The organism is Modestobacter sp. L9-4 (assembly GCF_019112525.1).
Classification (GTDB): Bacteria; Actinomycetota; Actinomycetes; order Mycobacteriales; family Geodermatophilaceae; genus Modestobacter.
On sequence record NZ_CP077800.1, the window covers coordinates 2,203,827 to 2,217,483 of the forward strand.

The window sequence follows — 13,657 nt, forward strand, 5'->3', positions numbered from 1 at the left end:
GGCACCCGTCCCCACGCGGGGACGACGTCCGACGGCCCGCGCACCCCATCTGGGGGGCGCGGGCCGTTCGGCGTCCCGCCCCGCGACGCTCGGGCGGGGCACTCAGCCAGGCCTCCTAACCTGGGCGCATGCACCCGCTCCGTCCCCGTCCGCTCGTGCCCCTGCTGTCGCGGGTCGCGGTCCTCGGTGTGGCCGCCGCGCTGCTGGTCGGCTGCAGCGACGACGAGGCCGCCCAGCGGGCGCCCGGCGCCCCGGTCAGCAGCCAGGAGGCCGAGGTCCTCAGCAAGGTCCTCGTGTCCGACCTGGAGGCCGGCGGGGCCGACTTCGAGGTCCACGCCCCCTACGCCGAGGGCACCGTGCTGACCCTCACCGGTGAGATCGACTTCGCCCGGAGCATCGGCCGCGCGCAGGCCGTCACCACCTACGGCGACGGCCGGCCCCAGGAGACCCGCACGCTCTTCTTCAGCCAGGACCAGCTCTACCAGGGCGACGTCCCGGGGCTGGCCGACGCGCTCAGCGGCGCGGGGCTCCCTGCCGCCACCTACGTGCGCCGGCCGGTGACCGCGACCGGCGCGAGCGGCACCGCCTCGCTGCTCGACGTCCTGGTGCAGATGGTCACCCGGCTGTCGGCCCGCAGCGCCGACGACCCGAGGTCGTTCGGTCAGTACACGTGGCGGGGCACCCAGCAGGTCGACGGCGAGCTGGTCTCGGTGTTCCAGGGCGGCACCGGCGCCACGATCGCGGTGGGCGCGGAGAGCAAGCTGCTGGTGCAGTACATGACGAAGCTGCAGGACTTCGACGTGACGATCGACCTGTCCGACCACGGCGCGCGGGAGATCCCGCTGCCCGCCGACGACGACACGGTGGACCTGACCGCGCACCCGGAGATCGCGGAGAAGCTGGGCCTCTGAGAGCACAAGAGGGGGCGGCCTCTTCCCCAGGCCGCCCCCTCTTGCAGGCACATTCATACACGCCCGCGCCCCGGTGCGGGAGTCGACACGCCCCGGTGTCGACCCGACACGCCGGGTCAGTTGGCGGAGGGGTCCGCCGTCGCCGTCGACAGCACGCCGAGCCGACCGGACTGACGGCGCAGGACCGACCGCCACAGCTCCGGGCCGGCCGCACCGGTGAGGACGTCGCCCGGCAGCCCGGTGACGCACGCCCAGGCGCCCTCGGCGAGCTCGGCGGCCAGCTGCCCGTTGGACCAGCCGGCGTACCCGGCGAACACGCGCAGACCACCGATCTCGCCGTCGAGGACGTCGGGGTCGCTGTCCAGGTCGACCAGGTGCACGGCGCCGGCCACCTGGCGCAGACCGCTGTCGGCCGGCAGCGCGGAGCTGCCCCGGCGGGTGGCCAGGCACAGCGCGGTGTCGGCCTCGACCGGCCCGCCCACGTGGAACACCTCCGGCGCGACGGCCAGCTCGGCCCAGCCCGGGAGGACGTCGCCGATGCGCACCTCGCTGGGCCGGCCGAGCACGACGCCGATCGTGCCGGTGTCGGAGTGGTCGAGGACGTAGACCACCGCGCCGGCGAAGGTGGGGTCGGTCAGCCCCGGCAGCGCCACCAGCAGGGAGCCGGGACGGACGTCGTCCAGGCAGCCCACCGAGAGGGCGGGTACGTCAGTGCGCCGGCCCCGTCCGGCTGCCTGCTCGGCAGTGGGACGACGCTCGGGATCGGGTGACGAGGGCACCGGGTTCATCACCTCCAGTGTGCATCAGCGACGGCTGTGGGGGGCGGCAGCGCGGTCCGGCTCGTTGCGTCGTGCACCGTCCACCGGTCGTCCGCGCCGGGCTGGCGGGTCACCGCGGGCGACGTAGTGTGGGCGGGGTGCAGCAGGCGCCCACCACCGTGCGTCACCTCCTGCTGCGCGGCGACTTCCGCCGGCTGCTGATGACCCGCCTGTCGTCCCAGTTCGGCGACGGTGTGTTCCAGGCCGCGCTGGCCGGCACGGTGCTGTTCAACCCCTCGCAGGCCACCGACCCGTTCGACGTCGCCGCCGGGTTCGCGATCCTGCTGCTGCCCTACTCGCTGGTCGGCCCGTTCGCCGGCGTGTGGCTGGACCGCTGGAGCCGCCGGCAGGTGCTACTGGTCGCCAACGTGGTGCGCGCGGTGCTCGTCGTCGCCGTCGCGGCGCTGATCCTCGCCGAGGTGACCGGCGCCGGCTTCTTCATCGCCGGGCTGCTGGTCTTCTCGGTCAACCGGTTCGTGCTCTCGGCCCTGTCCGCCGGGCTGCCGCACGTCACCGACGAGCCATCGCTGGTGTCGGCCAACGCGCTGTCCACCACCGCGGGCGCCATCGCCGCCGTGCTGGGCGGCGGCGTGGCCATCGGCGCCACCGAGCTGGCCGGCTCGGGCCCGGGCAGCTACGCCCTGCTCGCACTGCTCTCCGCGGTGCCCTACCTGGGGGCCTCCGCGATCGTGGCCGGGTTCCCGCGCCCCCACCTCGGGCCCGACCACCTGACCCTGGCGGCCACGGTGAGCGCCCGCGACGTGCTGCACGGGATGCTGGCCGGCACCCGGCACGTGCTCGCCCACCCCCCGGCCACCGCCGTCCTGTCGGTGATGGCCGTGCACCGGGTGTTCTACGGGCTGCTCACGCTGATGACCCTGCTGCTCTACCGCAACAGCTTCGCCGACGAGACGGGCCTGTTCCCGGGCGGTCTGGCGGGGCTGGGCGAGGTGCTGGCCGCCGGTGCGGCCGGCACCCTGCTGGCCGCCGCGGTCACCCCGGCCGCGGTGCGCCGCTGGGGCAAGGCGCCGTGGGTGATCGGGCTGCTGCTGCTGGCCGCGGTCGGACAGCTGGTGCTCGGCGGCCTGTTCACCCCGCCGGCGATCGTGGCCGCCGTCCTGACCCTGGGCTTCGTCGCGCAGGGCATCAAGATCTGCGTCGACACGACGCTGCAGGAGTCGGTCGACGACGACTTCCGCGGCCGGGTCTTCTCCGCCTACGACACGCTGTTCAACGTCTTCTTCGTCATCGCGCTGCTGGGCGGTGCGTTCCTGCTCCCGGCGACGGGCACCAGCTGGCCGGTGCTCATCGCCGTCGGCGTCGGCTACCTCCTCACCGCCCTCGCCTTCGCCCGCTGGTCCCGGCGGAGTGGATTCGTCGAGCTCACGGCGACTCATCCACTCCACTCAGTCGACGAGCGCCGCGATCTCCCGACCGCAGGACACCCGGTCGGCTCGCAGCCGCGGCACGGGGAAGCGCAGTAGCAGCACCCCGGCCCCGTGGACGGCGTTCTGCCGCCGCAGGTCGGCCGCCCAGTCCTCGGCACTGAGGTGCCACGCGCGGCCGTCGGCCTCGGCGCCCACCCCGCGGTCGCGCCACAGGGCGTCGACGAAGAACCGGCCGGCAGGGGTGTCGACCGGGGCGTTCCACTCCGGCTCGGGCAGCCCGGCGGCCACGACGACCCGGCGCAGGTCGCTCTCGCCCACCGAGCGCATCCCCCGGCGGGCGTCCTCCAGGGCCGACCGCAGCCACGGACCCAGTCGTCGACCGAGCGCCCGGGCCTCGGCGCACAGGTCCTCGACGATGACGAGGTCGCGCTGCAGGGCATCCGACACGACGTGCTCGACGTCGGCCCGGCGCCGCGCCGAGAGGCTGACGTCGACCACGGCGCGGGCGGCGGTCGTCGTGGGCAGACCGGAGACGAGCACCGGCGTCACCGGACGGCGGCTCTGGTGGACGACGACGAAGCCGTGGGAGGCCATGTGCTGGCCGTGGGACCGGGACACCTCGACCATCCCCGCCTCGGACGGGGCCGCGAACGCGCCCGTGACGCCCGCGGTGCGACGGCGCGGCACCAGTTCCTCCACCCGCGCCCCCAGCCTCAGCGCGCTGTGGTGGGACAGGCAGGCGTCCGGCCCGGCGAACTCCAGGGCGACCTGCCAGCGCTCCCGCTGGGTGAGCCCACCGCCGTGTGCCACGACGACACCCCGCACCGGCTCCTGCCAGCGGCCGGTGCGGACCGCGGTGCGGACACGCTGACCGCTGATCCCCGCCTCCCTCAGCTGGCGCCTGTGGGCGACGGTGCGGTCAGCAGGGAAGACGGAGGCGCTGGGCACCGCAGCAGGGTGGCGAACTACGGACCGCACGCGCCGCCGCCGTCCACAGGTGGAGTGGATCCGTCAGCGTCAGCTCGACGGATCCACTCCACTCAGCTGCTGCGGGTGCGCCACCAGGTGAGGAGCTCGGCCTCGGCCTCGTCGGGCTCGAGGGGGCCGCGCTCCAGGCGCAGGTCCTTGAGGAAGCGCCACGCCTCGCCGACCTCGCGGCCCGGCGGGATCTGCAGCAGCTCCATGATCCGGTTGCCGTCGAGGTCGGGCCGGATCCGGCCGAGGTCCTCCGCCTCCGAGAGGTCCTTGATCCGCTCCTCGAGCGAGTCGTAGGTCGCCGACAGCGCCGCGGCCCGCCGCTTGTTGCGGGTCGTGGAGTCCGAGCGCACCAGCTTGTGCAGCCGGGAGAGCAGGTCGCCGGCGTCGGTGACGTAGCGGCGGACGGCGGAGTCGGTCCACTGGCCGTCGCCGTAGCCGTGGAACCGCAGGTGCAGGAAGGTCAGCCGGGCGACGTCCTCGACGACCTCCTTGGGGTACTTCAGCGCGGTCAGCCGCTTGCGCACCAGCTTGGCGCCGACCACCTCGTGGTGGTGGAAGGACACCCGGCCCCCGGACTCGTGGCGGCGGGTGGCCGGCTTGCCGATGTCGTGCAGCAGCGCGGCCAGCCGGAGGACCAGGTCCGGCGACTGGGCCTCCGGGTCCGCCTTCTCCAGGTCGATCGCCTGGTCCAGCACGGTCAGCGAGTGGGTGTAGACGTCCTTGTGCTGGTGGTGCTCGTCGATCTCCATGCGCAGCGCCGACAGCTCCGGCAGGACGACGTCGGCCAGCCCGGTGGACACGAGGAGGTCCAGCGCCTCGCTGGGGGAGTCGTTGAGCAGCGTGCGGGAGAACTCGTGCTGCACCCGCTCGGGGGTGATCCGGGCCAGCTCGGGGGCCAGCGCGGTCATCGCCTGCACGACCTCGGGGTCGGGGACCAGCTGCAGCTGGGCGACGAACCGCACGGCGCGCAGCATCCGCAGCGGGTCGTCGGCGAAGGAGTCCTCGGCCCGGCCGGGCGTGCGCAGCCGGCGGGCGAGCAGGTCGCCGAGCCCGCCGAAGGGGTCGGTGACGGTGCGGTCCTCGCCGAGGGAGACCGCCATCGCGTTGACGGTGAAGTCGCGCCGCGCCAGGTCGTCGACCAGCGAGTCGCCCCAGGCCACCTCGGGGTTGCGGGACTCCCGGTCGTACCGGTCGGCGCGGTAGGTGGTGATCTCCACCCGCTCGCCGCGGACCTCCGCACCCACCGTCCCGAAGGCGATGCCGGTGTTCCACGTGGAACTGGCCCAGCCGCGCAGCACCTCCAGGGTCTGCTGCGGACGCGCCGAGGTGGTCAGGTCCAGGTCGCCCGTCGGCAGCGGCGTGCCGTCGGCGGCGGCCAGCAGCGCGTCGCGCACCGACCCGCCGACCAGGTGCACCTCGAACCCGGCCGCGGTGAAGCGGTGGCCCAGCTCGACGAGCACGGGGGACACGTCGACGAGGGCGCGGACCGTCTCCTGCACCGCCGGGGGGACGGGCTGGGCGGGAGGGCGACGCGGAGGCTCGACGGACACGACGATCGAGGGTAGTGCGGTCGCGCGCGCTACCCTCTCGACATGGCTGGGACGGGCGGGCGACAGCGCCCCGGCCGCCGACTGCGCCGGGTCGACGAGACCTCGGCCGGCGGCCTGGTGGTCGCCGACGACGAGCTGACCGGTCCCCGTGCCGCGCTCATCGGGCGCACCGACCGGCGTGGCCGCCTCCTCTGGTCCCTGCCCAAGGGGCACATCGAGGAGGGCGAGACGCCCGAGGACACCGCCGTCCGCGAGGTCGCGGAGGAGACCGGCATCGTCGGTGAGGTCGTCGCGCCGCTGGGCATCATCGACTTCTGGTTCGTCGCCGACGGGCGCCGGGTGCACAAGACCGTGCACCACTTCCTGCTGCGGGCCACCGGCGGTGCGCTGTCGGACGAGGACGTGGAGGTCACCGAGGTGGCCTGGGTGCCGCTCACCGAACTGGGCGGCAGGCTGGCCTACGCCGACGAGCGCGCCCTGGTGGAGCGCGCGCCGGGCCTGCTGGCCGACAGCGCGTGAGCAGGCGGGCCGCCGGCCGCGCCGACGGCCGCCCCCCGGGCCTCGACGTCGCCTCCTGCACCTCGTCGTCCGGGCTCTCGCCGTCCGGCTCCTCGTCGTCCGGGCTCGCGTCGTCCGGGCTCCGGACCTCCTGGGCACCCGGGCTCCGCGTCGCCGGGCGCGCCGCCGCCCTCGGCGCCGTGCTGACCGTGCTGACCGGCGTGGTCGGCCTGCCGCCGGCCCAGGCGGCGCCGGACGACCGGGACCGCGCCGCTGCTGCTGCTGCCGAGCAGCTCACCCGGCCGGTGCGGGTGGTCGTCGACCGGCTGGACCCCCGCACGGTGACCCCGGGGGCGACGATCGAGCTCGGCGTCACCCTGGTCAACGAGGGCACCACCCCCTACCGCGACCTGTCGATGCGGCTGCAGCGCGGGGACGTGCTGCGCACCCGGGCCGGCCTGGACGCCGAACTGGACACCGCCGAGACGAGCGGCGCCACCGCCGCCGCGCCCTGGCACGAGCTGGAGGGCGACCTGGCCCCCGGCGCGTCGCGGCAGTTCACCTACTCGACCACCACCGACGAGCTCCAGCTCAGTGAGGACGGCGTCTACCCGGTGCTGGTGAACGTCAACGGCCAGGGCCCCGGCGGCGCGCAGGAGCGGGTGGGGGAGCTGGCCACCCAGCTGGTCTCCCAGGTCGCCGAGCCGGCCCGGCAGACCTCGGTGGCCTGGCTCTGGCCGATCACCGACCGGCCGCACCGCGATCCCGCCGGGGCCTTCGTCGACGACGACCTGGCCGCCTCCGTGGCCGAGGGCGGGCGGCTCGACCGCGCGCTCGACGTCCTCGACCGGCTGCCCCGGCCGTCGCCCGAGCAGCCCGACCGCCGGACCGTGCCGGTGACCCTCGCCGTCGACCCGGCGCTGCTCGAGGAGCTCGCGGTCATGGCCGCCGGCCCCTACCGCGTCGGTGACGCCGACGGCACCGGCACCACCGACGCCGCCCGGCTGCTCGAGCGGCTGCGGGCCGCGGCGGCCACGTCGGTCGTCGCCCTGCCCTACGCCGACGTGGACGCCGACGCGCTGGTCGCCGCCGGGGGCTCCGCCGTGGTGACCCGCGCCCTGCCGGGCACCGACGAGGGCACCGCCCGCCAGCCCGGGGTGCCGGGCAGCACCGACGCCACCACCGGCAGCGCCGGAGCCGCGATCATCCGCGACGTGCTCGGCGTCGACCCGCGCACCGACGTCGCCTGGCCGGTCGACGGCGCAGTGCGCGCGGACACCCTGGACGTGCTGCGCTCGGGCGGGGCGCGCACCGTCGTGCTCGCCGAGGGCTCGCTGACCGACGGCGCCCGGGCCGTCGGCGCCGAGGGCGGCGCCGCGGTGCCGGCCAGCACGCTGCCCACCGCGGACGGGCCGGTGACCGCCCTGGTCGCCGACCAGCGACTCGCCGACCTGGTGACCGACGCGACCCCCGGCTCGGACACCGGACGGCTGACCGAGCAGAGCTTCCTGGCCGAGCTCGGCGCGCTGGCCACCCAGCCGGCCGAGGCGCCCTCGACGCTGCTCGTCGTCCCGCCGCGCCTGGTCGACCCCGACCCGACGACGGTGGCGCAGATGATGGCCGACACCGCGGGCGAGAGGTGGCTGGGCGCCGTCCCGGTGCCCGACCTGGCCGGCGCGGGTGCCGAGGACGACGCCGCGACCGCCGGCCCGGCCGGCGACCTGGTGCCCGCGGCCGGCACCGACACCCCGCTGCCCGCCGACGACGTGGCGGCGATCGTGCAGACGGCGCACGACCGCGACGACTTCGTGGAGGCCGTCAGCGCGCCCACCGACGTCGTGGACGGGTACGACGCCGCCCTGGCACGGGCCGCCGCCGCCGGCTGGCGCGAGGACCTGACCGCCTTCGGCGACGGCGTCGTGCGGCTGCGCGACACGATCGACACCCTCCGCCGCCAGGTCGCGCTGGTCGCGCCGGTCGACGGCACCTACAGCCTCGCCTCCCAGGACGCCCCGCTGGTGCTCACCGTGCGCAACGACCTGCCCTTCCCGATCACGGTCCGGCTGGAGCTGCGCGCCCGCGGCAACGTGCAGCTGACCACCGAGGACGTCACCGCCACCCTCGAGCCGGACTCCCGCCGCCAGCTGGAGGTGCCGGCCCGGGTCCAGCAGTCCGGTGGCTTCGCCGTCACCGCCCGGCTGAAGACCCCCGGCGGGCAGCTGCTGGGCGACGAGGTGCGGATGCAGGTGCGCAGCACCGCCTACGGCCCGATCACCCTGGGCCTCACGATCGGTGCCGCCGCCCTGCTCGGCCTGCTGTTCCTCCGCCGGGCCGTGCTCTTCGTGCTCGCCCGCCGCCGCGGGGACGCCACCGGCGACCCGTCGCCGGCCCAGGGCGCGGGCGCGCCGCCCACCCGGAGCCCGGTGTGAGCAGCGGACCCCGGGCCGGTTCCCCGGAGCACCAGCGCGCCGACGACGGCTCCCGCCGACCGGCCGACGAGCAACGCGGCTCCACGCCCGTCGACCGTCCCCGCACCGACGGCGCCGGGCGCCCGCCCGCACGCCCGGACCGCCCCGCCCCGGCCGTGCCGCTGCCCCCGCCGCCGTACAAGGGCGCCCGCGGCGCCGCTCCCGCGGCGCCCACCCCCGCCGGCCCGGTGGTGCCCGTGCCCCCGCCGGCCCGCGACGTCCCCGCACCCGCCGTCCCGGCACCCGCTGTCCCCGCCCGCGACGTCCCCGCCCGCGACGTCCCGGCCCGGGACGGCGGGTCCGTCGGGGACCCGGTCCGCGACCAGGGCCGGCCGGGTGCACCCGCGCCGTCGCGGGACCGGGGTGCACCGCGCCCGCTGCCGCTGCCGCCGAACTACCCCTCCGTCCGGCCGCCGGAGGCCGGTGTGCGCACCGGCACCGAGCTGCCCCGCGTCCCCCCTCCGGCCCGCCGGCCCGCGGACGCGCCGGCCGCCGACGGCCTGCCCCCGGTCGTGCCCCGGCGGCGGACCGACCTGCCCCCCGTGCCGCCGCCGACGCGCGTCCGGCGGTTCGTCCCCGGTCCCGACGACACCCAGCTCATCCCCGCCTTCCCGCCGGTCCGGCAGGTCGACGAGGACGACGAGGAGGTCGTCGAGCGCGAGGGGCCGCCCGGCGGCAGCAAGGGGATCCTCCGGGCCGCCGGCACCATGGCGGTCGCGACCCTGGTCAGCCGGCTCACCGGGCTGCTCCGCACGGTGGTCATCGCCGCCGCGCTGGGCGTGGGCCTGGTCAACGACGCCTACAACACCGCGAACACCCTGCCCAACCTGGTCTACGAGCTGCTGCTGGGCGGCGTGCTGTCCTCCGTCGTCGTCCCGCTGCTGGTGCAGGCCCAGGTGCGCGACCGGGACGGCGGCGTCGGCTACACCCAGCGGCTGATGACCGTCGCGACCGTCGGCCTGCTGGTCATCACCGGCATCGGCGTGCTGGGCGCACCCCTGCTCACGAAGCTCGCCGACATCAGCGGCGACGCCGACCAGGTGTCCCTGGCGAACTGGCTGGCCCGGCTGCTGCTGCTGGAGATCGTCTTCTACGGGCTGGGTGCGCTGGCCGCGGCGGTGCTGAACTCCCGCGGGGTCTTCGGCGCCCCGGCGTGGGCGCCCGTGCTCAACAACGTGGTGGTCATCGCCACCGGTGCGCTGTTCATCGCCGCCAGCGGCCCCGGCGACCTGACGCCGGTCACGATCAGCGACTACCAGGTGTGGCTGCTCGGCATCGGCACGACCGCCGGCATCGCCGTCCAGTCGCTGGTCCTGCTGCCTCTGCTGCGCAAGGCCGGCGTCCCGCTGCGCCCGCGCTGGGGTCTCCGCGGCACCGGGCTCGGGGAGGCCGGCTCGCTGGGCATGTGGGTGGTGGCCTACGCGGCGATCAGCCAGGTCGGCGTGATCATCGCGATGCGGGTGGCCAACTCCGCCGGCCGGCAGGGCGAGCTCGGGTCCAGCGCCTTCGCCATCGCCAGCCTGCTGTTCCAGATGCCCTACGGGATCATCGGCGTCGCGCTGCTGACGGCGCTGCTGCCGCGGATGAGCCGCGCCGCCGCCCGCCAGGACCTCGACGGCGTCGTCGCCGACCTCACCCTGGGCACCCGCCTGTCGGCCACCGGGCTGCTGCCGGTGACCGCGCTCCTGGTCGTGCTCGGGCCCGCGGTCGCGACCGCTGCCTTCGGCTGGGGCCGCACCAGCGCCGACGAGGCGCACTCGATCGGTGTCGCCCTCGCCTGGGGCGCCTTCGGGCTGCTCCCGATGGCGATCACGCTGCTGCAGCTGCGCGTCTTCTACGCCATGAAGGACGCCCGGACGCCGACGTTCATCCAGCTGGCCATGGTCGCCGTCCGCGTGCCGCTGCTGCTGCTGGTGCCCGCGCTGGTCAGCCCCGCGCACGTGGTCGCCGGGCTGATGATCGCCACCAGCACCACCTACCTGATGGGCTGGCTGGCCGGCAGCATCGCCCTGCACCGCAAGCTCGGCGTCCGCGCCGGTCCCGACGCCGGCCGCACGGTCGCCCGGATGACCCTGGTCTCGGTGGCCGCCGGCGTCCTGGGCTGGGCCGCGGTGTCCCTGGCCGGCCGGTCGCTCGGGGAATCCGTCCCGGGCTCGCTCGGGACCGTCGTCCTCGGTACCGTGGTCATCGGCAGCGCGGTGGTCGCGGGTGCCGTGGTGGTCGGCGTCCCCGAGGTGCGGGACGGCATGGCCGGTGTCCGGGCCCGGCTCGGGCGCTCACGGTGACGCGGCCACCCGTACCGGGTCCGGGGGCGCCGTCCCCGGCAGGAGCGAGCAGGGGGTCGGCAGCGTCCGTGACGTCGACGACAACCGGTCTGCCCGACCGGTACCGCCCGCTCGACCAGGTCGCCCCCGACGAGGTCACGCCCACCGGCGTGATCCGTTCCTGGCGGGCCCGTGACCGCGTGCTCAACCGGGACGTCGCGCTGCGCGTGCACACCCCGGGCGGCCCCGCCGCCCGCGAGTGGATCACCCGCGCGCTGACCGCCGGCGGGCTCGCCACCCCGGCACTGGCCATGGTCTACGACGCGGCCGAGGGCACCGGCGGCACCGAGCCCGGTGGCGCGGCCTACGTCGTCAACGAGTGGATCGAGGGCACCCGGCTGTCCGACCGGCTGGCCGAGAGCGGCCCGCTGGGCGAGCGCGAGGCCAGCGCCGTGGTGCGCCGGCTGGCCGAGGGCGTCGCCGAGGCGCACCGGGTCGGCCTGGCCGTCGGCGGGCTCACCGCCGAGCACGTCGTCCTGCGCCCCGGCGGCCTGGTCGGGCTGCTGTCGGTCCCGGCCGCCAGCAGCACCGAGAAGGCCGACATCACCGCCCTGGGGGCGCTGCTCGAGCTGTGCCTGACCGCCGGCGGCCCCACCCCGATCGCGTCGGCGGACCTCGCCGCCCTGGTGCGCCGCGCCCGCTCCGGCGACCCCGCCACGGGGCTGTCCAGCGCCGGCGCCATGGTCGCGCTGCTGGCCGAGCGCCCGCGCACCGGACCGCAGGAGGCCGCCCGTCCCGACGGCCTCACCGACAGCGGCTGGATGCGCCGGCTGCGCGACCGCCGCGACCTCGCCGACGCCGCGGAGGACCCGGCCGGGCCGGTCCGGCTCGACCCGCACACCCTCCCGCCGGTGCCGGCACGCTCGATGGCCCGCCCGCTGGCCGCCCGGCCGACCCCCGAGGTCGACGACGAGGACGACCTGGACTGGGAGACCACCTTCCCCGAGGAGGAGACCGACGACGAGCCGGCCCCCACCGCACGCCGACGGCTGGCCGTCGTCGGGCTCCCGCTGCTCGCCCTCGCCGTGATCGTCGCGATCGGCTGGTGGGTGGGCACCAACGTGCTCACCGTCGCCTCCAACAACGTCGACTCCGGCGGCGGTGGCTCCCGGCCGGGTGGCGCGGGCGCCGCGACGTCCGCCGGGGCGGGCACGTCGGCGTCCGCGCCGGCCGCCCCGGGCACCCCCGTGCCGATCACGGCCGCCACCGTCTTCGACCCCCTGGGTGACGGCGAGCCGGAGAACGACGACGACGTGCCGCTGACCACCGACGGCGACCCCGCCACCGCCTGGGCCACGCTGAACTACCGGGGCTCGGCCGACTTCGGCAACCTCAAGGCCGGCGTCGGCATCGTCTACGACCTGGGCAGCGAGAAGTCGGTGAGCGGCGTGACGCTGCAGACCACCCGGCCCGGCTCGACCGTCGAGGTCCGCACCGGCGGCACCCCGACGGGCGAGCTGGCGGACTTCACCGTCGCCGCGACCGGCCAGCTGGGCGGCTCCGACGACCTGGCCTTCTCCGAGCCGGTGAGCACCCGCTACGTGCTGGTCTGGGTCACCGGGCTCGTCGCCCAGGGCAGCACCTTCAGCGCCGACCTGTCCGAGGTCACGGTCGACGCCGCCTCCTGACGTCCACCCCGTCGGGGGAGAGGGGCCCGCCGCGGGCCTCCGGGGGAATGCCGCACCTACCCTGTCCGTTGTGCAGCCCGTGACGAACGACCAGAACGCCTCCGGCCACTCGGCTCCCGTCGATGCGGCGCACGCTGTCATCCCGCCGGCGGAGCACGACGGCGTCCGTGACCTGATCATCATCGGCTCCGGTCCGGCCGGGTACACCGCGGCGACCTACGCCGCCCGCGCGAACCTCCACCCCCTGGTGTTCGAGGGCTCGCAGTTCGGCGGCGCGCTGATGACCACCACCGAGGTCGAGAACTTCCCCGGCTTCCCCGAGGGCGTCCAGGGGCCGCAGCTGATGGACGACATGCGCACCCAGGCCGAGCGCTTCGGCGCCGAGCTGGTGCCCAGCGACGTCACCGAGGTCGACCTCACCGTCAGCCCGAAGATCGTCCGGGTGGGCAACGTCGAGCACCGCGCCCACGCGGTGATCATCGCGACCGGGTCCAAGTACCGGTACCTGGGCCTGGACAACGAGCAGCGCCTGCTCGGCCACGGCGTCTCCGCCTGTGCCACCTGCGACGGCTTCTTCTTCCGCGGCCAGGACATCGTCGTGGTCGGTGGTGGCGACTCCGCGATGGAGGAGGCCACCTTCCTCACCCGCTTCGCCAACTCCGTCACCGTGGTCCACCGCCGCGAGGAGCTCCGGGCGTCGAAGATCATGGTCAAGCGCGCGCAGGACAACGAGAAGATCCGCTGGGCGCTCGGCAAGCAGGTCACCGACGTCCACGGTGAGGGCGCCGTCTCCTCCGTCGAGCTCACCGACGTGGCCACCGGCGCCACCGAGCAGCTCCCGGTGACCGGCCTGTTCGTGGCGATCGGCCACGACCCGCGCAGCGAGATGTTCGCCGGCCAAGTCAAGCTGGACGACGAGGGGTACGTCGTGGTCGACCACCCGACCACCCGCACCAGCATCGACGGCGTCTTCGCCGCCGGCGACGTCGTCGACCACATCTACCGGCAGGCCATCACCTCGGCCGCCACGGGTGCGGCCGCCGCCATCGACGCCGAGCGCTGGCTGGCCGACACCTTCGACGAGCGCTGACCGG

At 75.8% G+C, this 13,657-nt stretch carries 10 protein-coding genes; 7 read left to right on the plus strand and 3 right to left on the minus strand.

Annotation, left to right across the window (positions count from 1 at the left end; all coding sequences use genetic code 11):
* Positions 1-128 precede the first annotated feature (128 nt).
* Entirely contained in the window at positions 129-911 is a 783-nt protein-coding gene (locus tag KUM42_RS10395) for a hypothetical protein (protein ID WP_237492002.1), read from the plus strand.
* 116 nt (positions 912-1,027) lie between these two features.
* Here the strand turns inward: KUM42_RS10395 and KUM42_RS10400 are convergent, their stop codons facing one another.
* Positions 1,028-1,603: a YqgE/AlgH family protein gene (locus KUM42_RS10400; RefSeq protein WP_237492004.1), complete on the minus strand. Its 576-nt coding sequence runs from the start codon at positions 1,601-1,603 to the stop codon at positions 1,028-1,030.
* Between the two features lie 224 nt (positions 1,604-1,827).
* Here KUM42_RS10400 and KUM42_RS10405 point away from each other — a divergent pair, with 224 nt between their 5' ends.
* Positions 1,828-3,213 carry an MFS transporter gene (locus KUM42_RS10405; RefSeq protein ID WP_237492006.1) on the plus strand — a complete coding sequence of 462 codons (1,386 nt, stop codon included), beginning with the start codon at positions 1,828-1,830 and terminating at the stop codon, positions 3,211-3,213.
* On the opposite strand, the gene KUM42_RS10410 is transcribed toward KUM42_RS10405, so the two are convergent.
* Positions 3,136-4,065, minus strand: coding sequence for a hypothetical protein (locus KUM42_RS10410; protein WP_237492009.1), 930 nt, complete (start codon positions 4,063-4,065; stop codon positions 3,136-3,138). The genes KUM42_RS10405 and KUM42_RS10410 overlap by 78 nt on opposite strands.
* A 92-nt stretch (positions 4,066-4,157) precedes the next feature.
* Complete coding sequence (locus KUM42_RS10415; protein WP_237492011.1) at positions 4,158-5,645, minus strand: CCA tRNA nucleotidyltransferase; 1,488 nt, start codon at positions 5,643-5,645, stop codon at positions 4,158-4,160.
* Positions 5,646-5,687: 42 nt separating this feature from the next.
* Here KUM42_RS10415 and KUM42_RS10420 point away from each other — a divergent pair, with 42 nt between their 5' ends.
* From KUM42_RS10420 to trxB, 5 genes are all read left to right on the plus strand, one after another.
* Positions 5,688-6,164 carry an NUDIX hydrolase gene (locus tag KUM42_RS10420; protein ID WP_237492014.1) on the plus strand — a complete coding sequence of 159 codons (477 nt, stop codon included), beginning with the start codon at positions 5,688-5,690 and terminating at the stop codon, positions 6,162-6,164.
* Positions 6,161-8,572: a DUF6049 family protein gene (locus KUM42_RS10425; RefSeq protein ID WP_237492016.1), complete on the plus strand. Its 2,412-nt coding sequence runs from the start codon at positions 6,161-6,163 to the stop codon at positions 8,570-8,572. Before KUM42_RS10420 ends, KUM42_RS10425 begins: the two co-directional genes overlap by 4 nt.
* A complete protein-coding gene (gene murJ / locus KUM42_RS10430) occupies positions 8,569-10,896 on the plus strand; it encodes a murein biosynthesis integral membrane protein MurJ (RefSeq protein ID WP_237492018.1) in 2,328 nt (775 codons plus the stop codon). Before KUM42_RS10425 ends, murJ begins: the two co-directional genes overlap by 4 nt.
* A 68-nt stretch (positions 10,897-10,964) precedes the next feature.
* Positions 10,965-12,563, plus strand: coding sequence for a hypothetical protein (locus KUM42_RS10435; protein WP_237492019.1), 1,599 nt, complete (start codon positions 10,965-10,967; stop codon positions 12,561-12,563).
* Between the two features lie 139 nt (positions 12,564-12,702).
* Positions 12,703-13,653, plus strand: coding sequence for a thioredoxin-disulfide reductase (trxB, locus tag KUM42_RS10440; protein WP_370629358.1), 951 nt, complete (start codon positions 12,703-12,705; stop codon positions 13,651-13,653).
* Positions 13,654-13,657 lie beyond the last annotated feature (4 nt).